General features: G+C 73.2%; 18 protein-coding genes. 7 read left to right on the plus strand and 11 right to left on the minus strand.

What is annotated here, in order from left to right; translation table 11 throughout:
- Positions 1-188: 188 nt before the first annotated feature.
- Both ACGF0D_RS34590 and ACGF0D_RS34595 read right to left on the minus strand, forming a co-directional pair.
- The gene (locus ACGF0D_RS34590) at positions 189-1,634 is read right to left on the minus strand and encodes a hypothetical protein (RefSeq protein ID WP_392923018.1); all 1,446 of its coding nucleotides are present in this window, start codon (positions 1,632-1,634) and stop codon (positions 189-191) included.
- Complete coding sequence (locus ACGF0D_RS34595) at positions 1,631-2,308, minus strand: RNA polymerase sigma factor (RefSeq protein ID WP_392868491.1); 678 nt, start codon at positions 2,306-2,308, stop codon at positions 1,631-1,633. Before ACGF0D_RS34595 ends, ACGF0D_RS34590 begins: the two co-directional genes overlap by 4 nt.
- A 236-nt stretch (positions 2,309-2,544) precedes the next feature.
- Here ACGF0D_RS34595 and ACGF0D_RS34600 point away from each other — a divergent pair, with 236 nt between their 5' ends.
- A complete protein-coding gene (locus ACGF0D_RS34600) occupies positions 2,545-3,675 on the plus strand; it encodes a helix-turn-helix domain-containing protein (protein ID WP_392923020.1) in 1,131 nt (376 codons plus the stop codon).
- Positions 3,676-3,703: 28 nt separating this feature from the next.
- Here ACGF0D_RS34600 and ACGF0D_RS34605 read toward each other — a convergent pair whose 3' ends face one another.
- From ACGF0D_RS34605 to ACGF0D_RS34635, 7 genes are all read right to left on the minus strand, one after another.
- Positions 3,704-4,498, minus strand: a complete 795-nt coding sequence (locus tag ACGF0D_RS34605) for a MerR family transcriptional regulator (RefSeq protein WP_392923022.1) — start codon at positions 4,496-4,498, stop codon at positions 3,704-3,706.
- A 54-nt stretch (positions 4,499-4,552) separates the two neighbouring features.
- On the minus strand, positions 4,553-5,815 hold the full coding sequence (locus ACGF0D_RS34610; protein WP_392923025.1) for a hypothetical protein: 1,263 nt from the start codon (positions 5,813-5,815) through the stop codon (positions 4,553-4,555).
- 218 nt (positions 5,816-6,033) lie between these two features.
- Positions 6,034-7,173 (minus strand): LPXTG cell wall anchor domain-containing protein, encoded by a 1,140-nt coding sequence (locus ACGF0D_RS34615; RefSeq protein WP_392923027.1) that lies wholly within the window; start codon positions 7,171-7,173, stop codon positions 6,034-6,036.
- 398 nt (positions 7,174-7,571) lie between these two features.
- On the minus strand, positions 7,572-8,156 hold the full coding sequence (locus ACGF0D_RS34620; protein ID WP_392923029.1) for a flavodoxin family protein: 585 nt from the start codon (positions 8,154-8,156) through the stop codon (positions 7,572-7,574).
- 123 nt (positions 8,157-8,279) lie between these two features.
- On the minus strand, positions 8,280-9,164 hold the full coding sequence (locus ACGF0D_RS34625) for an NAD(P)-dependent oxidoreductase (protein WP_392868503.1): 885 nt from the start codon (positions 9,162-9,164) through the stop codon (positions 8,280-8,282).
- Between the two features lie 115 nt (positions 9,165-9,279).
- Entirely contained in the window at positions 9,280-9,735 is a 456-nt protein-coding gene (locus ACGF0D_RS34630) for a hypothetical protein (protein WP_392923031.1), read from the minus strand.
- A 158-nt stretch (positions 9,736-9,893) separates the two neighbouring features.
- Entirely contained in the window at positions 9,894-10,454 is a 561-nt protein-coding gene (locus ACGF0D_RS34635; RefSeq protein WP_392923033.1) for a heme-binding protein, read from the minus strand.
- Between the two features lie 357 nt (positions 10,455-10,811).
- Between ACGF0D_RS34635 and ACGF0D_RS34640 the strand changes: the two genes are divergently transcribed.
- Together ACGF0D_RS34640 and ACGF0D_RS34645 are read left to right on the plus strand one after the other, a co-directional pair.
- Complete coding sequence (locus tag ACGF0D_RS34640) at positions 10,812-12,110, plus strand: sensor histidine kinase (protein ID WP_392923036.1); 1,299 nt, start codon at positions 10,812-10,814, stop codon at positions 12,108-12,110.
- 80 nt (positions 12,111-12,190) lie between these two features.
- On the plus strand, positions 12,191-12,853 hold the full coding sequence (locus tag ACGF0D_RS34645) for a response regulator (protein WP_392923039.1): 663 nt from the start codon (positions 12,191-12,193) through the stop codon (positions 12,851-12,853).
- Positions 12,854-13,477: 624 nt separating this feature from the next.
- Here ACGF0D_RS34645 and ACGF0D_RS34650 read toward each other — a convergent pair.
- Entirely contained in the window at positions 13,478-13,957 is a 480-nt protein-coding gene (locus tag ACGF0D_RS34650; RefSeq protein WP_392923040.1) for a hypothetical protein, read from the minus strand.
- Between the two features lie 349 nt (positions 13,958-14,306).
- Here ACGF0D_RS34650 and ACGF0D_RS34655 point away from each other — a divergent pair, with 349 nt between their 5' ends.
- Together ACGF0D_RS34655 and ACGF0D_RS34660 are read left to right on the plus strand one after the other, a co-directional pair.
- Complete coding sequence (locus ACGF0D_RS34655) at positions 14,307-15,089, plus strand: alpha/beta fold hydrolase (RefSeq protein ID WP_392923043.1); 783 nt, start codon at positions 14,307-14,309, stop codon at positions 15,087-15,089.
- Positions 15,090-15,282: 193 nt separating this feature from the next.
- A complete protein-coding gene (locus tag ACGF0D_RS34660) occupies positions 15,283-16,401 on the plus strand; it encodes a nucleotide disphospho-sugar-binding domain-containing protein (protein WP_392923045.1) in 1,119 nt (372 codons plus the stop codon).
- 103 nt (positions 16,402-16,504) lie between these two features.
- On the opposite strand, the gene ACGF0D_RS34665 is transcribed toward ACGF0D_RS34660, so the two are convergent.
- A complete protein-coding gene (locus tag ACGF0D_RS34665) occupies positions 16,505-17,761 on the minus strand; it encodes an MFS transporter (protein ID WP_392923048.1) in 1,257 nt (418 codons plus the stop codon).
- Positions 17,762-17,905: 144 nt separating this feature from the next.
- Between ACGF0D_RS34665 and ACGF0D_RS34670 the strand changes: the two genes are divergently transcribed.
- On the plus strand, positions 17,906-18,832 hold the full coding sequence (locus ACGF0D_RS34670) for a LysR family transcriptional regulator (RefSeq protein ID WP_392868520.1): 927 nt from the start codon (positions 17,906-17,908) through the stop codon (positions 18,830-18,832).
- 662 nt (positions 18,833-19,494) lie between these two features.
- A complete protein-coding gene (locus ACGF0D_RS34675) occupies positions 19,495-20,211 on the plus strand; it encodes a hypothetical protein (RefSeq protein WP_392923051.1) in 717 nt (238 codons plus the stop codon).
- Positions 20,212-20,782 lie beyond the last annotated feature (571 nt).

Consider the following 20,782-nt stretch of genomic DNA (forward strand, 5'->3'; position numbering starts at 1 on the left):
CCCCGGCTTCACCGGCTCGCTCTCCCCGCCTCTCACCCTGATAGACGTCCATCCCGCCGGGGGGTTGCACCCGGGTTCGAAGAAATTTTTCGCGACCCTCCCCGGAACGCCGAAAGGCGCCGTGACCAGGGGAGAACCCCGGCCACGGCGCCTCGACGGCCCGCTTGGGACTGACGGCCCGCTTGGGACTACTGCTTCACGACCGTCACCGGGACGGTCAGCTCGTTCAGGACGGTCAGCCCCGCCGTACCGGAGTACGGCAGCGTCACCTGGACGGCCACCGGCATCGTCCCGGGCCCGTCCACCGGGTCGAGGGTCATCCGGTACGTCACCTTCTTGCTCTCACCCGGAGCGAGCGAGAACGCGGCGCTCTCGGCCACCATCGCGTAGTCCATGCCGCCCCCCATCGACAGCGGGATCTCCGTCCAGCTGCCGCCGTCCTGGCGCTCCAGCTTGCCCCGGTTCATCATGACGACCTCGCTGGGCGGCGTCCCGGCGTAGTCCTTCGTGTAGACCAGCGGCTGGACCTTCGCGAAGCTCTTCTGACTGGTGTTCCGGTAGGTCACCGAGAAGGTCACCGGGGTGCCGCCGTTGGACACCTTCTGCCCCGCGCCGATGCCGCCGTCGACGGTGATGGCGATGTCCTTGCCGCTCTGCGCGACCCCGGTCGGCGGCTTGTGGCCGCTCACGTCCAGGCTGTTGACGATCGACGTCAGGCCCGCCTGGTAGTCGCTCTTGAGCCCGTTCGCCACCACGAAGACCTGGTCCGAACCCATGCCCCACAGCTGGGCGGTGAAGCTGTCCCCGGGCTTGCAGGTGACGTTCCACTGGGTCTTGTCGATCGACTTGCCGCCCACCGTGGACTTGGTCCGCACCGGGGCGCCCATCGAGGAGTAGCCGCTGTCGGGGAAGTAGGGCCGGCCCCAGACCGGGCAGTTCGGCTGGTGGCCCCAGCCGTCGGGGGCGGCGAGGTCGTCCATCGTCGGCCAGGCACCGCTTCCGGTTTCGTCCGAGGTGTTGTAGACCACGACCATGACGCCGTAGGGCTCACAGTCCGCCTGCGTCCAGCCCTGCTGCGGCTCGGTCGGCGCTCCGGGGCTCAGCACGCAGACCCGCTCCGCCGAGCGCGGCACGACCTTCCAGCCTCCCGGAACCTTGAACTTGACGCCTCGGAGGGTGTACGAACTCGCCGCACCGGCCGCGGTGTTGGGGGCGGTGGGGGTCGTGGACGAGGCACCGTCGGCGAGCGGCGCCTCGATCTCGGCGTCGCCGGCGGGGGTGCCCGGGTCGGTGGGGGTGGGCGTGGGGCTGGGGGCCCCGGTCGGCTCGGGCGTCGGGCTCGGCACGGAGGTCAGCGTGGCGGCCGGCGGCGGGACCTGGTCCTGGGCGACCGGCTCGCCGTGGAAGGTGAGCACGCCGACCGCCATGGCGGCGGCCAGGCCGAGCGGCAGGGTGACGGCGTACACCGGGCGCAGTCGGCGGATCCGGCTCTTCGGGGGAGCGGCCGGGCGCAGACCCGTCGCCGTGACCATGGAGGCGCGGGCCGTCAACGCCTCGCGGAGCAGCCGTTCCGTGGGTGTCTCGGCCGGCCCGTCGCCGTCGCCGCCTGTGCGGCGGGGGAGCTTGTCGGTCATCGAACCTTCTCCAGGTGCTTTTCCAAGGCGTCCAGAGCGCGGCTGGCGGTGGACTTCACGGCGCCCCGGGACAGCCCCAGGGTCTCGGCAATCTGCGCTTCCGACATGTCGGACCAGTAGCGCAGCACCAGCACCTCGCGCTGGCGGGGAGTCAACTCCTGCAGGGCCACCAGCACCCGGCGGTGCTCGTCGTTGAGCACCGCGTGGTCCTCGGCGGACGGGGCGTCGGCCACGTGCGGCGGCACGTACTCGCGGGCGGTCTTGCGGCGGCGCAGCATCGAACGGGCGCCGTTGACCACCGAGGTGCGCAGGTAGCCGAGCGCGTTGTCGAGGTCGTCCAGCTCCTCGCCGTAGCGCTGGTAGAGCTGGGTGAAGGCCTCCTGGACGACGTCCTCGGCCAGGTCCTGGTGGTCGACCAGCAGGACCGCCATCCGGACCAGACCGAGCCGGTGGGCGTGGTAGAGGTCGGTCAGGGTGGGCCGGTCCTCGGCGGGCCTGCGGCCGCCGCGCAACAGGCGGAAGCCGGAACGGCGCTGCTTCGCGTCCTGTTCGGTGACGACGCCGGCGAGCGGCTCGCCGACCTCCTGCGCACCGAACAGCGCGGCGACCACTCCTCGGACGGAGAAGCCGCGTCCCCCTGACTGCACGGCGGTCGGCCCGATGGCCATGGACATCTGCGTTTCCGCTTTCCCCCGGGACGGTGACGGCGGCCGCCGTTCCGTCAGGTCACCTGATCAAGATCGTGATCGGGGGGATCATCCCAGCCCGCCCTCGGCCGGGTTCCCTCCGCCCCCCGTAGTCAAGGACGTGTGACGGGAGCGGAGGTTGCAGGTGGGTTCGAAGAAAATTCCGAAGGGGTCCGGACGGCTACACTCACCGGCATTCCGCCACCCGTGAGCAGGGGGTTCGCATGGCCGAGCAGAACGTCGACGGCCCGGTCGGTGCCGGAACCGGTACGGCCATGGGTGCGGCCGCGGCCGCACCCACCGCGTCGCGGCCGGTGTCCGTCACCATCGGCCGGCGCCCGGAGCCCGTGCACGACGTCGCGGTGTACGCCTTCCCGGGCATGGCGACCTTCGAACTCGGCGTGGTGGTCGAGGTGTTCGGGCTCGCGCGGCCCGAGCTGGCAGGCCTGCTGGCGGCACCCTGGTACGGACTGAAGGTGTGCGCCGAGCGGCCCGGGACGCCGCTGGACGCGGTGGGCGGCTTCACGCTGACCGCCCCGTACGGGCTGGACGAGCTGGCCGCCGCCGACACCGTGATCGTCCCCGGGGTGCCCAACGTGTTCGGCGGCGCCGGGGCGCCTCCCGGCCGCGATGCCGGGGGCGTCTCCCCCGCCCTGGTCGAGGCGCTGCGCACCGCGCACGGTCGTGGCGCCCGGATCGTGTCGATCTGCGGGGGCGCCTTCGCGCTGGCCGCCGCCGGGCTGCTGGACGGCCGGGAGGCGACCACCCACTGGCGGTACGCCGAGCTGCTCCGGCAGCGCCACCCGGCGGTACGGGTCAACCCGGACGTGCTGTACGTGGACAACGGGGACGTGCTGACCAGCGCGGGCAGCGCGGCCGGCATCGACCTCTGCCTGCACCTGGTCCGCCGGGACCACGGCGCCAAGGTGGCGAACACGGTGGCCCGGCGCTTCGTGGTGGCGCCGCACCGGGACGGCGGGCAGGCCCAGTTCGTCGAGGCGGCGGTCCGCCCGGTCGAGGACGAGGAGGACGGCATAGCCCGCAGCATGCAGTGGGCGCTGGACCACCTGTCGTCCCCGCTGACCATCTCCCGACTGGCCCGCGCCGCCCGGATGTCGGACCGCTCGTACCTGCGGCATTTCACCGCCCGCACCGGGACCAGCCCGATGCGCTGGGTCGTCACCCAGCGCATCGCGGCCAGTCTGGCGCTGCTGGAGTCGCCGGAGGGGACGGTGGAGGAGATCGCCGCGGCGGTCGGCTTCGAGAGCGCCGCGACCTTCCGCCACCACTTCGGTCGGGTGATGCGCACCTCCCCGACCTCCTACCGGCGCTCCTTCGGGCGCGGGGTGGCCTGAGCGCGCGGTGGCCTGAGCGCGCCCGCTGTCACGCCTCGCGCTTCGCCTCGGGGTCGGCCTCGCGCAGGTCCGCGTTGGCGAGGATGGCGTCGTGCAGCCACTGGGCCAGGCCCGGCGCGAGCTTCTCGTAGGTGTCGGTCCAGCGCGAGTCGGAGACGTACAGCTCGGCCAGGCCGCGGTGGACGGTGAACGTGCAGTCGTAGAAGTTCCGGCAGATGTGCTGGCGGTGCTCCTCGGCGAGGTCCGTGGCCACCGGGCCGTCGGCGGGCTCGCCGGCGGTGACCGCCTCGGCCAGGCGGTCGTTGAGCCCGGTCATCTCGGCCTGGATGCGCTCCCAGTCGGCCTTGGAGTAGCTGCCGGCGCGGCGCTGCGACTCGGCCCAGGCCTCGGTGTCGCCCCAGCGCTGCTCGGCCTCCTGCTCCCACTCCTCCTGGTAGCCCTCGCCGAAGATCTCGAACTTCTCCTCCGGGGTCAGCTGAATGCCCATTCTCCGTGCCTCCATGGCGTGTTCGACGGCTGAGGCGAGCTCCTGGAGGTGACTGATCCGGTCGGTGAGCAGCCGGTGCTGCCGCCGGAGGTGTTCGGTCGGACTGACCGAGTCGTCGTCCAGGATCGCCGCGATCTCGTCCAGGGGGAACCCGAGTTCTCGGTAGAAGAGGATCTGCTGCAGCCGGTCGAGGTCGGCGTCCCCGTACCAGCGGTAGCCGGAGCGGGTACGGCCGGCCGGGGACAGCAGGCCGATCTCGTCGTAGTGGTGCAGGGTGCGGACGGTCACCTTGGCGATCTTCGCCACGGCGCCGACCGAGTAGCCCTCACTGGTCATCGGAGTCCCTCCCTGGTGCTGACCACCACCCTCGGCTCTCACGTCGCGTGAGGGTCAAGCCGTGGCGCCGGCGCGGGCGCGCCCGTCTCGGACCCCGGCGCCGACCGGCACCCGCTCGCGCCGCCGGCCACCCCTGCGGCCGCCGCCGTCGCCCGGTGCGCCGGGCCGCTGCCGGCGGGACCGCTGGGTGGGCCAGAGCAGCACGTACGAGGCGGAGACCACCACGAAGGCGAGCCGGACGAAGCCGCGGGCCGCGTCGGACGGCAGGAGCAGCGTGCCGCCGTACAGCGAGGCCAGCGCTATCCAGCTCCACCACGGGACGAGCCGCTTCTGCCCGACCGCGTCCCAGAGCAGGGTGCCGAGCAGGATCGAGGCCGTGTAGTACGTGTAGACGCTCGGGTCGAGCAGGATGCGGGCGTCCGCGCCCAGCAGCACCACGGCGGGCCAGCGGCCGCGCCAGACGGCGACGCAGCCGAGCCCGATGCCGAGCGCGAACTGGGTCGGACGGTCCCACCAGGGGGTGGCCGGGTCGGTGACTCCGAACCAGCGCAGCGCGGAGGCGGGCTGGTTCGGGATGGTGAACTTGGCGGCCGCCATGGTGTCCAGGTTGCCCAGGTAGAACGGCAGCCAGGCGATCGCCACCAGGGCGCAGAACCAGAGCGCGGTGCGCAGCCAGGCGGGCCTGGGCAGCGCCAGGATCAGTGGGGCGAAGGCGATCGCCCAGGGTTTGGAATCGACCGCCAGCGCCAGGAAGACCGCGACCTGGACGGGCTTGCCGCGGGCCAGGGCGTGCGCGGCGAGGGTGGTGAAGAACAGCGCCAGGACGTCGTCCAGGTGCGCGAAGCGGACCGAGACCTCGACCCACATCGGGATGAACGCCAGCCCGGCGATCAGCAGCCGCTGCTGGAGACGCCGGTGGTTGGTCCCGGTGCCGAGGTAGTACAGGGCGGCGGTGCGGCCGACCAGGACCAGCATCACCAGGCCCAGCCCGGCACTCACCGCCTCGGCGATCAGCTCGCCGGTGTGCGGCGCGAACGGGGCGGTGAGTCTGGCCGCGGCCAGACTGACCGGGCCGATCTGGAGCTCCGGGTGGTGGGCGTAGAGCGACAGGCCGCCGTCGGGCTGGTCACTGAAGAGCAGCTGCTCGCCCTGGCGCAGGTAGTGCCACGAGAAGCCGCCGCTGGGCTCGACCAGGAGGAACCAGAGCACCGTCCAGGCGGCCAGCAGGACGTGGTGCCTGCGGAGCGGCAGTCCGGCGATCCGCCCGGTGGTCGCCTCGTAGTCGGTGGTGGTCCGTGCCGTGCGTGCTACCCGCACCTGTCCTCTCCCCGCCGTTCCGCCCCCCTCCGGCCGGACATCCTATGTGACGAAGGAGAACCGCCCGTGCCGCCCGCGGATCCGTCCGACGGGACGGTGCGGGCGGCACGGGCGGCACGGGACCGGGCCTGCGCGCTCTCGGCGGCGCGCCCGGGTCAGCACTTCGGGGCGGCGCCTCGGGGCGGCGCCCCGGTCAGCGCTTCGGTCGGCGCTTCGGGTCAGCCCTGCTGCGCGGACTTGCGGCGGCGCAGCACCACGAGGGTGCCGATGCCGGCGACCAGGACGGCACCACCGGTGGCCGCGATGACCGTGGTGTTGTCGCCGCCACCGGTCTGGGCCAGGGCCTTGTCGGCGCCGTCGGCGGCGGCCTTGGCCTTGTCGACCACGGCCGGGGTCAGCGGCGGCGGGGTGATGACCGGGGGCTCCACCGGGAAGTCGATCGGGCCCGCGGTGTCGCCGGTGCTCTCGGCCGGGGCCGGGGCGGTGGCCGAGCCGGAGGGCGTACCGGTGGCCGGGGTGGTCGGCTGCTCGGTGGGCTTCTCGGTCGGGGTCTCGGTCGGCTTGCCGGTGGGCGTCTCGGTCGGCTTCTCGGTCGGCGTGGTGGTCGCGGTGGCCGACGGGGAGCTGCTCGCGGTCGGGCTGGGCTTGCCCGTCTGGGTCGGCGTCGGGCTGGGCTTGCCGGTGTGCGACGAGGTGGGCGTCGGGGTCGGCTTGCCGCCCGGCGCCTTGATGACGAAGCCCACGCCGCCGTCGCAGCTGAGGTGGCCGTTGTCGACCGGCTGGTGGCTGGAGTCGTCGAGCTGGGCCGCGAAGACGACCGGGACGACGCCGGCCCGGCCGAGCGGGGAGCCGTCGGTGAAGGACGCCCGGACCTTGATCGGGACGTTCTTGCCGCGGTTCACCCCGAGCAGGTCGTCGCCGACCGGGTTGCCGTCGGCGTCGAGGGTGCCGAGCATCATCAGGACGGAGTCGTTCTTCTTCTCCCCGCTCTTGTCGGGGGCGACCACGGCGGTCTGCCACTCGCCCCCGGGGAGCCGGTACTGGACCTTGAGGTCCTTCGCCTGGAGCGAGCCCGCCTTGCTCTTGAACTTGAGCAGCGGGATGAAGACGAAGTCGTGCTTCGTCCGGTTGTCGACCTTGAAGGTGAACTCGCGGGCGTCACCGCCGGCGATGAAGGTGCCGGGCACGTTGTTCAGCGAGAGGTCGAGGCTCGCGTGCGACGCCTTGTCGGCCTGGGAGGCGACGGCGGACGGGGTGCCGGGGGTGCCGACGGCCATGGCGCCCTGGGCGCCCGCCAGCACGAGCGAGGACGCGAGCGCGGCGGCTCCGGCAAGGGCAAGACTGCGACGTATGGACAAGGAGACCTCACGGAAGTGTCCGGGCGAGGCCCGGGCGCGAGGGGGCGGCCGCAGACGCCGCAGTACCCCCCGCGAAGCTGAAAGTCCGACGGAGAGTACCGAACGATCCGACCGATCCGGAAGCCGGGTGGCACGCTGCGCTCAGGACCGGGGAAATCGATGCCCGAATCGCCCAACTATGGCCACCTGTAAGGCTTTTGCACCTCGCCTGAAGTCGCCCCGCGGTGACGGGTACACGCCCGTAGGACGGTACCGCAGGGCCTCCTCCGGCGGGGGCGAACGCGCGTGGACGTCCGGCCGGGTCCGGCCGTGCCCGGCCCTCGGTGTACGCCCGGGGCTCGGGCCGGGCACTCGACCCGGGGCTCGACCCGGGCGCTCGGCCCGGGCCGAGTCCGGACTCAGCCCGCGAAGAAGGACTTGGCCGCGATCACCGCCCGCTCGTCGTCCAGCACCTCGCCCGGGCGGTTGCCGCTGCCGATCAGCGCTCCGCCCCAGCGCATCGCCATGTACTCGGCGGTCAGCCGGAGGGTGCCGACCAGCGGTTCGGCCTTGTCCTCCTCGGTGGCGGCGAGTGCGGTGACGCCCCAGAGCGTGCGGCCGCCCATCCGGGCGCGGAAGTCCACCCCGGGCAGCCGCAGCCAGGCCGACCAGTGGTCGAGGTAGAGCTTGGCGCTGGTCGGCAGCGAGTACCAGTACACCGGCGCGACGAAGACCAGGTCGGTGGCCGCGAGCGTGGCGTCCAGCAGGGCCCGCTCGTGGCCGACCGGCTCGGGGTAGCGGCCGTCGCCGGTGTGTCGCAGGTCCCGGAAGGGCGGCAGCGGGTGGTCCTCCAGCCGCAGCCAGTGCTGCTCGGCGCCGGGCGGCAGGCTCGACTCGGCGGCCAGCCGGGCCAGCCGGACGGAGTTCCCGTCGGTGCGCGCGCTGGCGTCGAGGAACAGGAAACGACGCGGCGCCTCGGCGCCGGACGGCTGATCGACCATCATGACTCCCCCGTCGTGAATGCGGTACGGACGGAGGAGAGAGCGACCGTCAAAGGTCCGTTTATTCCGTGCCCGCGCCAACCCCCTTGCAGCGCGCCGGGGTTGGCGCGTGCGACCGGACGGCGGTCAGGCGGGCAGTCCGGCCCGGCGGCGGGCGACGGCGGCGACGGCCGCCCAGTCCTTCTCCCCGTCGCCGTGGGCGAGCGCGTCCAGGAAGGCGTCCCGCAGGATGCTGCCGAACGGGAGCGGGACGTTGCGCGCGGCGCCCGCCTCCAGCGCGAGGCCGACGTCCTTGAGCCCGAGCGGCAGCCGGAACCCGGCCGGCTCGTAGCGGCGTTCGGCCACCATCGCGCCGTAGCCGCCGTAGATCGGCCCGGGGAAGAGCGTGGCGGCGAGCATCTCGACCAGCTCGGTCGGCCGGACGCCGTTCGCGTCGGCCAGGCTGCACGCCTCGGCCATCGACTCGATCGCGCAGGCGATCAGGAAGTTGGTGCTGATCTTGGCCGTGTTGGCCTGCCGGGGGCTGTCCCCGAAGTGCCAGGTGCGCTCGCCCATCGCGGCGAACAGCGGCTCGGCCCGCTCCAGCAGGTCGGGCGCGCCCGCGGCCAGGATGTTCAGCCGCCCGGCCGCCGCGACCGGCGGCCGGCCGAGCACCGGGGCGGCGACGTAGCCGATGCCGTGCTCGCCGTGCAGCGCCTCGGCCCGTTCGGCGAGGGCGAGCGAGACGGTGGCCATGTTGACGTGCAGGGTCGCCTCGGCGCCGGCCAGCAGCGCGGGGTCGAGCAGCAGCTGCTCGACCGCCGCGTCGTTGGCGAGCATGGAGACCACCGTGTCGGCGGCGAACACCTCGGCGAGCGAGTCGGCCGCCTGCGCGCCCTCGGCCACCATCGCGGCCACCGGCTCGGGCGAGCGGTTCCAGACCCGTACCGTGTGGCCGGCCCGCAGCAGGCTGCCGGCCATGCCGCGCCCCATCCCGCCCAGCCCGACGAAGCCGATCGTCCGCCCACTCATCCGCGCGCTCCCCTGGTCGCCACTGCTCGTATGCGGCCGACTGTACGTCAGGGGGCCTTGCGGGCCGGACGACCGGCTGCCGAACCGCCCGGCGCACCCGTGGCCGGGGTGCGGCTCAGGCGCAGGCGCGGGCCCGGGTGGCGGCGGCCCGGGCGGCCCGGGTCGGCACCCGGGTGCGGTCGGCGGCGGCGCCGCGCTCCAGCTCGGCGACCACCCGGCCGCGCAACAGCTCATACTGGGCCTGGAGGCGGCCGGGGCGGGCCGGGCGGGCGACCGGACGGCCGGGGCCGACCAGCTCGTCCGGCCCGAACTGCTCGCGGGTGAGGTCGATCTCGAAGCCGGTGGCGAAACGGTTCCACCAGTGGAGATCCGTCCGCACCCCGTCGACGTACACCTCGCCCATCATGAGGTCGCCGCCGAGCAGGTCGTGCACCACCATCGCCGTCACCCCGCACTGGCCGCGGGCGGGATTGTCGGGACGCCAGTGGGCCAGATCCTCGGGCGCACAGGTGTCGACACCCCAGGAGGAGCGGATCGCACGTTCGATGTCGTTGAGGGTCCACGCCGTCATACCGGGAAGCCTGCCACGCGCCACTGACAGTGGCACCGGCTTTTCGAAGGGTCATCCCGTGTTCTGCGGCGGCCCTCCCTGTGTTCACCCGAACGAGGCCCTGGCCCGGCCGGGCGGCCCCTGCCCCCGCGCGGGGCGGGCCGCCGGCCGGGCTCGCGTCACTTCGCCAGCTCGGCGACGCCCGCCTGCGCGAACTGCTCGTCCAGGTCCCCGCTGGGCGCGCCCGCGACACCGACGGCCGCGATCGGAGCGCCCTTCGACTGGATCGGGGCACCGCCGGCCAGGAACAGGGTGCCCGGGATGTCCTTCAGGTTCGGGGCCTGGGCCAGGCGCTTGGCCAGCTCCGAGGTCGGGGCGTTCCAGGACACCGCGGTGAAGGCCTTGCGCTCGGCCGAGACCGGGGCCTGCGGGCCGGCGCCGTCGCCCTTCAGCAGCACCCGGGTGACACCGTCACGGTCGACGACCGCGACCGACACGTGCTGGCCGGCCTTGGTGGCCGCGTCCAGGGCGGCCTGGGCGGCGCGGGTGGCGGCGTCGATGGTCAGACCGCTGCTCGGGGCCAGGTTCTTGTTCTGGGTGTCGGCCTTCGCCGCGGCCGGGACGGTCGGGGTGTCGGTGGACTCGGCGCTGGCCGAGACGGCGCCGACGGTGGCGGCGGCGACCGCGGCGGCGACGACGGTGCCGGTCAGCACCCGGGTACGCACGGAGGTCTTCTTCATGGTCCAGCTCCTCAGCGGATCTGCGGGGTCGGGTGGGGGTTCGGGGGCCGCCGGACCGTCGGGGGGATCGTCCGGCGGCGTGCTTCGATCCTCCGGCCGGGGCAGGGGCCGCCACATCGACGGTCCGGCGCGGGCGTCCGGGCATGATGGTGGACGGCGGCGTCAACCGATCGGCTGATGCGGGCCCGGGCCGGACGGGTCACCATCGAGGGATCGACGCAGGTCGGTGCGGATCCGGACGGGCCGGTCCGGGCCTGCACCGAGCGGTACGGTCGGCGCCGGCCGGCACGGCCGCCCCTCGGTCGGTGCGGACCCCACCGGCCGCGCACGCACCACCCGTTCAGCCAGGAGCCACCCGTGCAGCAGCCCCGCCCGACCGCCGGCCGCCGCGCTGCGGACCGTACCGGTGCCGGCCGTCGCGGCGCCCTCGGGCCCGACGCCGGAGATCCGGACGCGGGCCGGCTCGCGCTGCTGCTGGACTCCGCCTTCCTGCTGCTGCTCGCCGCCTCGCTCAACCGCTACCTCAGCCACCACTCCGGCAACGCCCAGGCGCCCTGGGTGATCGGGCTGAGCGCGGCCCTCGCGGTCGCCCAGCCGGCCGGGTCCTGGCTCGACCACCACCGGCCGCCCGCCCCGGGCCGGCGCCGCCGGTGGCCGCTGGCCCTGGTGGTGGCGCTCTGGGTGGTGCTGGTGCTGCTCGCGCCGAGCTTCGCCTGGTGCGCCGTCCCGCTGATCTACACCGCGTTGCGGGCGCTGCCCGCGAAGGCGGCCATCCCGCTGGTCGGCGCGCTGACCCTGCTGGTGGTGATCGCCGAGATCCGGCTGCCCGGCGGCGTCGACGCCACACTCGTCCTGCTGCCGCCCGCAGTGGCCGCGCTCGCCACCGGCGTCTTCCTCTTCATGGCCCGGCAGGCCGCCCGGCAGCGCGCGCTGATCGCCGACCTGGTCCGCACCCGGCGCGAACTCGCCGCCACCGAGCGGCGGGAGGGCACCCTGGCCGAGCGCGCGCGACTGGCGATGGAGATCCACGACACCCTGGCGCAGGGCCTGTCCAGCCAGCAGATGCTGCTCCAGGCCGCCGAGCGCACCTGGGACACCCACCCGGCGACCGCCCACACCCACGTCCGCACCGCCGCCGAGGTGGCCGCCCGGAACCTGGCCGAGGCCCGCCGCTTCGTCCACGACCTCGCCCCGATGGAGCTGTCCGACGGCCGCACCCTCGACCGGGCACTGCGGGCGCTGGCCGAACGGGAGTCCGCCGAGAGCGGGCTGCCGGTCCGCTTCCACCTGGACGGCACGCCGGTGCCGCTGCCCACCGCCGCACAGTCCGCGCTGCTGCGGATCGCCCAGGGCGCGCTGGCCAACGTCCGCGAGCACGCCGGGGCGTCGGCCGCCGCGATCACGCTGTCCTTCCTCGGCGACCAGGCCGTACTGGACGTCGCCGACGACGGGCGGGGCTTCGACCCGGACGCGGTCGGCACCGGGGGCGAGGCCGGGGGCGAGACCGGGGGCGGGGGCGAGAGCGGGAGCCGGCGCGGGTACGGCCTGCCGGCCATGCGTGCCCGGCTGCGGCAGCTGGGTGGCAGGCTGACCGTGGAGAGCACGCCCGGTGAGGGCACCGTCGTCTCCGCCGCGGTGCCCCTGGAGCAGCGGTGAGCCCGGAGCGGCATGAGCCCGGAGCAGCGATGAGCCCGGAGCACCGACCGGTCCGGAACAGCGATGACCCTGGAGCAGCCATGAGCACGAGTCCCGCCCGCACGACTCCCGCCCGGACGGCTCCCGTCCGGCTGCTGGTCTGCGACGACCACGCCGTGGTGCGGGCCGGCCTGTTGGCACTGCTGGCGAGCGCCGGCGACATCGAGGTGGTCGGCGAGGCGAGCACCGGCGAGGAGGCCGTCGCGCTGGCCGCCCGGCTGGCGCCCCAGGTCGTGCTGATGGACCTCCAACTCGGCGACGGCATCGACGGGGTGGAGGCCACCCGACGGATCACCGCCGCCCCGGGCGGGCCGCACGTCCTGGTGCTCACCACCTACGACACCGACGCCGACATCACCCGGGCCATCGCCGCCGGTGCCACCGGCTACCTGCTGAAGGCCGAGCGCCCGGAGGAGCTCTTCGCCGCCGTGCACGCGGCCGCACAGGGCCGGACGGTGCTCTCCCCGCCGGTCGCCTCGCGGGTGATGGCGCAGATGCGGTCGCCCTCGCCGCAGCTGACCGAGCGCGAGCAGGACATCCTCGAACAGCTGGCTCAGGGGCTGGGCAACCGGGAGATCGCCCGGGCGCTGTTCATCAGCGAGGCCACCGTGAAGACTCACCTCGGCCGGATCTACGACAAGTTGGGCGTGGACACCCGGGCGGGCGCGGTGGCGGTGGCGAAGGAGCGCCGGCTGCTCCGCTGAGCCCGCCCGCTCCGCTGCTCCCCCGGCTGCGCTGGGCGCTCGTCCGGTGTCACTGCGTGCTGCCATGATGCTCGGAATGTCGGATTCCAGCCGGTGCCCGTCTCCGCCCGCCCCCGCCCGGCACGGGCGGTCGAGTGCGGGCGGACACCCTGGAACGGCCACAAATCCCTGGTACGAGGCCTATCCGGCCACTGCGGAGCACTTCGTCACAATGTGGATGTTTCATGGATTTCACTATTGACAAACCAACCACGCGGTTTGTTAGCTTGAGATCACGACGTCCCCGGGGTGGGGGCTCGCCGGGGCCTGTGCGGACCACTCTCGCCGGAGGGTGTGGCCAGGGGGGATCGGCGGGTTTGCCGGGGTGTCGGGGGGAGCGGCAGCGCCGAAGCCGCGCGGCGAGGCGGGGGGGGGGGGGGGGGGGGGGGGGGGGGGGGCCGCCCCCCCCCCGCCGCCGCGGGGGGGGGGGGGGGCGCCCGGCGGGCCCCCCCCCCCCCCCCACGCCTCCCCCGGTCGGCGCCCACGGCCCTCTGGCCGGACTCCGGCCCGCCGCCCGGAGAGCGGCCCTGAGCAGCCGGAACACCCGGAACAGCCAGGGCGGAACCGCCGGAACAGCCGGGGCGACTAGCCCAGTGCGCTCCAGTGCGGACAGCGGACGTACGGCAGCGGCGGCGCGCAGCGGTCGACGCCGCCGGACAGCACCGGGCCGCGCTCCGAGCGGGCCACGCCGGGCGAACTCGCGGTCAGCCCGGCCTCGCCCGACTCCCCGAAGCGCAGCGCCAGCCGGTAGCCGTCCGGGGTGGTCGCGGCGACACCCGGGCGGTCCCGGTCGGCGTTCAGCGAGATGATCGTCCAGCCGCGCCGGCGCCAGTGCCGCTCCACCACGTCCGCCAGCGCCGCCCGACGGGGCAGCGAGACGACGGTGAGGAGGTCCCGGCCGCGGGTGACGTACCAGAGCAGTTCCGACTCGCGCCCCGGCAGCGGCAGCCGCGCTCCCGCCCGCGCGGGCGCCCCCTGCCAGACCGGCGCCGGACGGACGGCGTCCAGGGTGTCCTGGAGCAGCGTCTCGCAGCGTTCGGCGGCGTCGAGTTGATCGGCCGTCACCCCGGGGTTCGACCCCGGTCGGCGAACCGGCGCGATCCGCGCCCCTCCGGGGCCGCCGCCCGGGCGTCCGAGGTTCAGTTCGGCACCACCTGACTGCACAGGGCCCTCCGTACTCCTCCCGGTGTTCAACCCGGGCAGGCATTCCGTCACTGCTTGGACGGCGGACGGGTACGGGCAGTTCCCCTCCCGGTCCCGTCCCTCACCGTTCCCACACGTTCATAGTGCACTGCACGGTGCAGTTGAATCACTGCTCTGCACTGTGTAGTTTACTTATGCACCGGCCGGGCGGCCCGAACCGCCGACCGGCCGCCCCGGCAAGCCTTCTGACCCACCATCGAGAGGACCCGCCATGCCCGTCATCACCGTCGACACCGCCCGCATCCCCTACCGCGTCGTCGGCGACGGCCCCGACACCCTCGTCCTGGTGCACGGCACCGGCCCCGGCTCCGCCATGTGGGACGGCCTGCTGGACGCCTTCACCGACCGCTACACCGTGCTGCTGCCCGACCTCTCCGGCAGCGAGGCCGCCGAGGACGACGGCGCCCCGCTCACCCTGGAGACCCTGGCCGCCCAGGTCGCCGCCGTGATCGAGGACGCCGGCCGCGGCCCCGCCGACGTCCTCGGCTTCTCGCTCGGCGCCGTCGTCGCCACCGCGACCGCCGCCCTGCACCCCGGGCGGGTCCGCCGCCTGGTCGCCGCGGCCGGCTGGATCAGCGCGGAGCAGGACGAGTACCTGCGGCTCTCCATGGCCACCTGGCTCTCGCTCGCCGACCACCCCACCGCGTTCGGCGGCTACGCCACGCTCACCGCCTTCAGTCGCGGCTTCCTCGACCGGATCGGGCGCGCCGCCGTCCAGGCCAACACCGCCTACCTGCGGCCGACTCCGGGCACCCTGCGGCACATCGCCCTCAACCTGGCCCTCGACCTCGGCCCGCTGCTCCCGCGCGTCCAGGCCCCCGCCCTGGTGATCGGCTGCACCCAGGACGCCACCGTCCCGGTGGAGAACGCCCGCCGGCTGCACGCCACCCTGCCCGGCAGCGCCTACGCCGAGTTCGACACCGGCCACATCGTGCTCGCCGAGGAGACCGGGGCGTTCACCGGCGCCGTCCGGGAGTTCCTCGCCGCCGCCTAAACGATCCGGCCGCCCGAGCGATCCGGCCCGCACGCCCGCACCGGGCGACCGGCGCGAGGAGCACACCGCCACCCGAGAGGCAAGCCCCGTCCCAGAACGGCCGATTACCGCGCATGGTGATTCATATCAAATTGACTGAACGTCAACTTCAAAGGTGAGACTGCCTTGTCGGAACATTCGCAAGGAGAAGACCATGCGCATACTCTTCACCGGCCCCGCCGCGGCCGGCCACCTCTACCCGATGGTGCCCACCGCCCAGGCGCTGCGCGCCGCCGGGCACGAGGTGCTGTTCGCCGGCGCACAGCCGCTCGACATGATCCGGCCCGCGGGCTTCCCCGTCGTGGAGATCGGCGACGGCCGGACCCTGCGGGAGATCGTCGAGGAGCGCCTCGGCGGCCGGGTCCAGTACGTCAACCAGGACAAGACCCAGGAAGAGATCTTCGACATGGCGGCCGCGATGTTCGCGTACGCCTCCCGCCCCGACGTCGACGGCCTGCTGGCGGCCGCCACCGACTGGGGCGCCGACCTGCTCGTCCACGATGCCTTCCACTCCGCCGCCCCGCTGGTCGCCACCCGGCTCAGGATCCCGTCGGTCGTGCACAACTTCGGTGCCAGTCCCGGCCGTTCCATGGCCGAACTGGTGGCCTCGCACGTGCCCGACCTGTACGAGGAGTGGGGCCTGGCCGGCCCGTCGATCGCCGCGACGCTCAACGTCGGCCCGCTCGGCGGCGACCCGGACGGCCTCGTGATGCGCTACGTCCCGTACAACGGCGGCGGCATCGTCCCCGCCGAGTTCCTCCGCAAGCCCGACCGCCCGCGGGCGGTCGTCACCCTGGGCACCGTGCTCTCCGAGCTCGACGGCGTCCGCGCGGTGGTCCGCATGGTCGAGGCGGCGGCCGAGGTCGACGCCGACTTCCTGCTCGCGGTCGGCGGCGCCGACCTCGCCCCGCTCGGCACCCTGCCCGACAACGTCCGCGGCCTGCCCTGGGTCCCGCTCAACGAGCTGCTCAGCCAGGCCGACGCGCTGATCCACCACGGCGGCTCGGGCACCATGCTGACCGCCGTCCAGGCCGGCCTGCCCCAGCTGCTGCTCCCGCAGGGCGCGGACCACTTCCTCAACGCCGAGGCCCTCACCGCCACCGGCGCCGCGCTGAGCTCCGCCTCCGACGCCGTCGACACCCCGCTGCTCGAACGCGTCCTCACCGACCCCGCGCTCCGCGACGCCGCCCAGCGCCTGCAGTCCGCCAACACCGCCCTGCCCGCCCCGGCCGCCCTGGTCGCCACACTGGAGGACCTCGCCGCCCGCCACTGATCCCCGCTCGGGCATTCCTGCGCCCCGAGCCCGCGGCAGCCGCGGGTCCACCGACCCGCGGCTGCCGCCGTACCGTCCCTCCGGCAGCGCGGCCGGTCGACGCTCAGACGGGTGACCTCCGTGCCGTCGGGGTGTCCGGCACGGCTTCCGACCGCGTCCGGTCGGCCCGGGGCAGCAGGAACGGGGTGGCCAGGATGAGCAGTCCCGCGACCGTGAGGGCCGTGCGCGGGCCGGTGGCGTCGGCGAGCAGCCCGCCGAGCGCGGTGCAGACGGCGATGGACGCCTGCTGCCCGATCGACCAGGCGGACAGGGTGCGGGCGAGGAGGTGCTCGGGCGTGCGTTCGAGCCGGTAGGTGGCGAGCACCGGATTGAACAGGCTCATGTTGACGATGATCGCCAGCTCGACGGCCATCACGGTGACGAGGCCGACCACGCCGGGCCGGACGAAGACCAGGCCGATCAGCCAGACGGCGCGCAGGGTGCCGACGGTCCGGAGCACCCGGTCCCGGCCGTACCGCTCCACCACCCGCCGGGCCAGCCGGGAGCCGATCAGCCCGCCGAGACAGGGCGCCGCGAAGGCGAGGCCGTACTGCCATGGGGCGAAGTGGAGTTGGCGCAGCAGGAGCACGGCGAGCACCGGCTCGGTGGCCATGATCAGACCGGCGACGAGCAGGTTGTTGAGGTAGAGCGCCCGCAGCCCGGGGTCGCCCGTGATGTGTCGCCAGCCGTCGAGCACCGTTCCGGCTCGGGCCGAACTCCCGCCGGCCCGCCGCGGCACCTCCTCCCGGCCACGGATCGCGGTGATCCACAGCGCGGAGAGCAGGTAGCTGAGCGCGTCGGCCACCACCGTGGTGACCGGCCCGAACCGGCCGACCGCCGCCCCGCCCAGCGGCGGCCCGACCGCGATGGAGCTCCAGTTCGTGGACTCCAAGCGGGCGTTGGCCACCAGCAGGTCGTCCGGCCGGACGACGGCCTTGAGGTACGCGCCACTGGCCGCGCCGAACGCGATCCTGGCCGCGGCGACCACCACCGACACCACGAGCAGCTGGACGAAGCCGAGCAGGCCGAAGGCGTAGGCGACCGGGATCGTCGCCATGGCCGCGAACCGGACCAGGTCCATCGCGATCATGACCGGGCGCTTGCGCCGGAACTCCACCCACGGCGCGAGCGGCACCGCGACCAGCGCGCCCACCGCGGGCCCCACCGCCGACAGCACGGACACCTCGGCCGGACCGGCGTGCAGCACCAGGACCGCGATCAGCGGCAGCGCCCCGAACCCCAGCCCGGACCCGTACGCGCTCACCGCGTACGCCGCCCACAGCCGGCCGAACGGCCGGCCCAACCGTCTCCCGCCCCTCATCCGCGGTGCGCTCCCCTCGACTCGACACCCGACCGCACAAACCGCGGTTGACCGGGGAGAGCCAATCCGACGCCGGGACAAGGGGTCAAACAACCGCCTCACCCCTTCTGCACAACCAGTGGTTGTTCCCTAGGGTGGGTCGGCGTGGACCTCGAAGCAGTGCGCACCTTCGCCGCCATCGCCGAAGCCGGCCAGTTCCAGAAGGCCGCCGTCGACCTGGCCGTCACCCAGCAGGCCGTCTCCAAGCGCGTCGCCGCGCTGGAGCGCGACCTCGGCGTCCGACTGTTCACCCGCACCCCGCGCGGCGCCGAACTCACCATCGACGGCCAGGCCTTCCTGCCCCACGCCCGCGAGCTGCTGCGCGCCGCCGAACGCGCGGTCGCGTCCGTGCGCGCCGGCCACCGCCCGCTGCGCGTCGACGTGATCAACTCGCGCGGCGCGGCCTCGGGCCTGATGCGCGACTTCCACCGCGCCCACCCCGGGATCGACCTCGACGTGCTGATGCTGCTCGACATCGAGACCGCCGTCGCCGCCATCCGCTCCGGCACCATCGACGCGTCCTTCCGCGCCGTCGCCATGCCCGGCCGGCCGCTCCCCGAGGACATCGAGTCCGTCCGGGTCCTCGACGAACCCCTCCAGCTCCTCACCGGCCCCGCCCACGCCCTGGCGGACGCCAGGTCGGTGACCGTCGCCGACCTGGTCGGCCACCGCATCTGGATGCCCGGCATCGTCCCCGGCAGCGAGTGGGGCGCCTACTACGACGACCTCGTCGCCGAGTTCGGCCTCACCATCGAGTCCACCGGCCCCAACTTCGGCTCCGACGCCCTCCTCGACACCGTCGCCGACACCCCGGCCCTGGCCACCTTCATGAGCGAGCGCACCCGCCTCGTCTGGCCCGCCGGCCACGGCCTGCGCCGCATCCCGGTGACCGACCCGACCCCCGTCTACCCCCACTCACTCCTCTGGCACCGCGACAACCCCCACCCCGCCCTCCCCACCCTCCGCGCCCACCTCGCCACGGCCCCCACCACCCCGGACACCTGGACCCCCACCTGGGTCCGCCCCCACTGACCCCCGCCCAGGCCGGCCCGTCCCGGTCCGGACAACGCAAAAGCCGCAGGTCATGTGACCTGCGGCTTTCGGTAGTGGAGCGGGCGACGAGAATCGAACTCGCGCTCTAAGCTTGGGAATCTTTGGGCGTTCGAGCCAAAAAGTAGCCCTGACCTGCTGCGATGCCGCGTCTGCCGCACCCTCGGGCGCCCGTCACTTACCGCCGCAGCCCATCGTTCACCGCCCGTTCTGGCACGGATCTGGCACGACCCGAGGCCCAAGCGCGGCATGCCGCCCCACTTGCCATCGATGCCACCGCCTGCAAGCGCACTCCCAGAGGCCCCCAACCACGCCACCTGGTCTCGAAGCCCAGGCGACGGCCACACGGCCGAGGAATCATCGGGACCAGCTTGAGTGGCGCGGGCAGCTGCCCGCGCCAGCCGGGGCCGAGAAATCCGGCCACCCATACGCCTCCGATGAGCCACCGCCGCAGATCGTCGTGCCAGCCCAGCAATACACCGTCGACTGGGTCGAAAGCGCAGGCCATTTCGGCCGTAGGCGACGCACAGATGCGCTCGGCCCGCGCTCACCGAGGATGGGGCGACAGTCACGCAGCAAATGACCATCTTCAGGACGTTTGGCCAGGGCCCCGATGAGCGCCGCCCTGGTCAGAATGATCAGCAATGCGAACGAACTGTCGAGATTACAAATTCCAGTTCGAATATGGTCGTTCAGCTTCTGAGTTGATCCACGCTGTCAATATAATGATCATTATCATGCGCCGAGTCACGCCATTTTTGTACATCTTGCCATTGCATGTTTCAGGAGGAGATGCAGCGGGGGAGGCAGTGCAACATGGAAATGAGCGAGGGGGAAGCATGGATCCGCTGTCTTTTCCGGTACTGACTGGAACGGTGCTACAAGAAGCAGTCAAATTCCTATTCGATCGCGCAGCCGCAGCGCTCGACCGTCGCGCCGGGCGGGCTCCACTGGCACCAGAGCGGCAGACAGGTCACGCCGAACCGCTCCAGCCACGCCTGGCTGAGCTCACAGAGACGCGTATCGAGCGGATCATGCAGGCCCAAGGTGCACTCGGTGTGTACCTCGCCCGCCCGGAACTCTTGCAAGGCGATGACGAGAGGCTGCGCGAACTCCTCAGCCATCTCAGGGCTGATCTTGAGGCGATCTACGGGCAGAAGTTCGCCTTTGGGAGTGAGAAACAGCCCCCACGCCCCGGCGTTGAGGTCCGCCAGCGCGCTGACTCGGTCATCAATCGGCAGGTTGGGGTACGAGCCCACGGCGTCAGCGAGACCGCTCGGGTCCAGGTGATCCAGACGGCGAGGACTATCGAAGCAACAGGCGAGCAGGTCGGGGTGGAGATCGAAGGACCGATCGGCTGATGGATAGCGGCACAATGAGCTCTGACGACGGCCACACGTTGGACGGTGAGCAGGAGCAGACTCCTCCAACGACTGGCGGCAGCGAGGAGCAGGACCACCAGTCGCTGTTCGAACGCTTTCTCCGGCCTCAGCGAGCCAGGCACGGGACCTTCGGGCAGGACGAAGAGAGTCAGCCGGATCCGGCTGGTGCCGCGGCGGGATCGCCAGGTAGTGCACCTGAACAGGCGTCCCCATTCGGATCGCCGGGGTCCACGAGAGAGTCCGTGCAGGGCTCGATGTCGGCCGCGGTGGATGACGCGCGGCCAGCGACACCTCCCCAGTGGAACTCCGCTCCGTCACCGGGGCAGGCGGCACTGGAAGGGTCCGTGCGAGACCCTCGATCAGGTGCCATCGGCGAGGCCGAAGGATCGACTTCCCCGACCGTTGGAGCATCAGAGTCAGACTCCGGACCACAGGCAACTGGGGCAACGAGTTCCGCCTCTCCGGAGGCGTCACCGTCATCGCGACGGGCGCCTGACTCGGGTAAGGAACACCAAGCGCCCCAGCCTTCCGTCGTAGAGGCCGTTCGCCA

The organism is Kitasatospora sp. NPDC048298 (assembly GCF_043201465.1).
In the GTDB taxonomy this organism is placed as follows: domain Bacteria; phylum Actinomycetota; class Actinomycetes; order Streptomycetales; family Streptomycetaceae; genus Kitasatospora.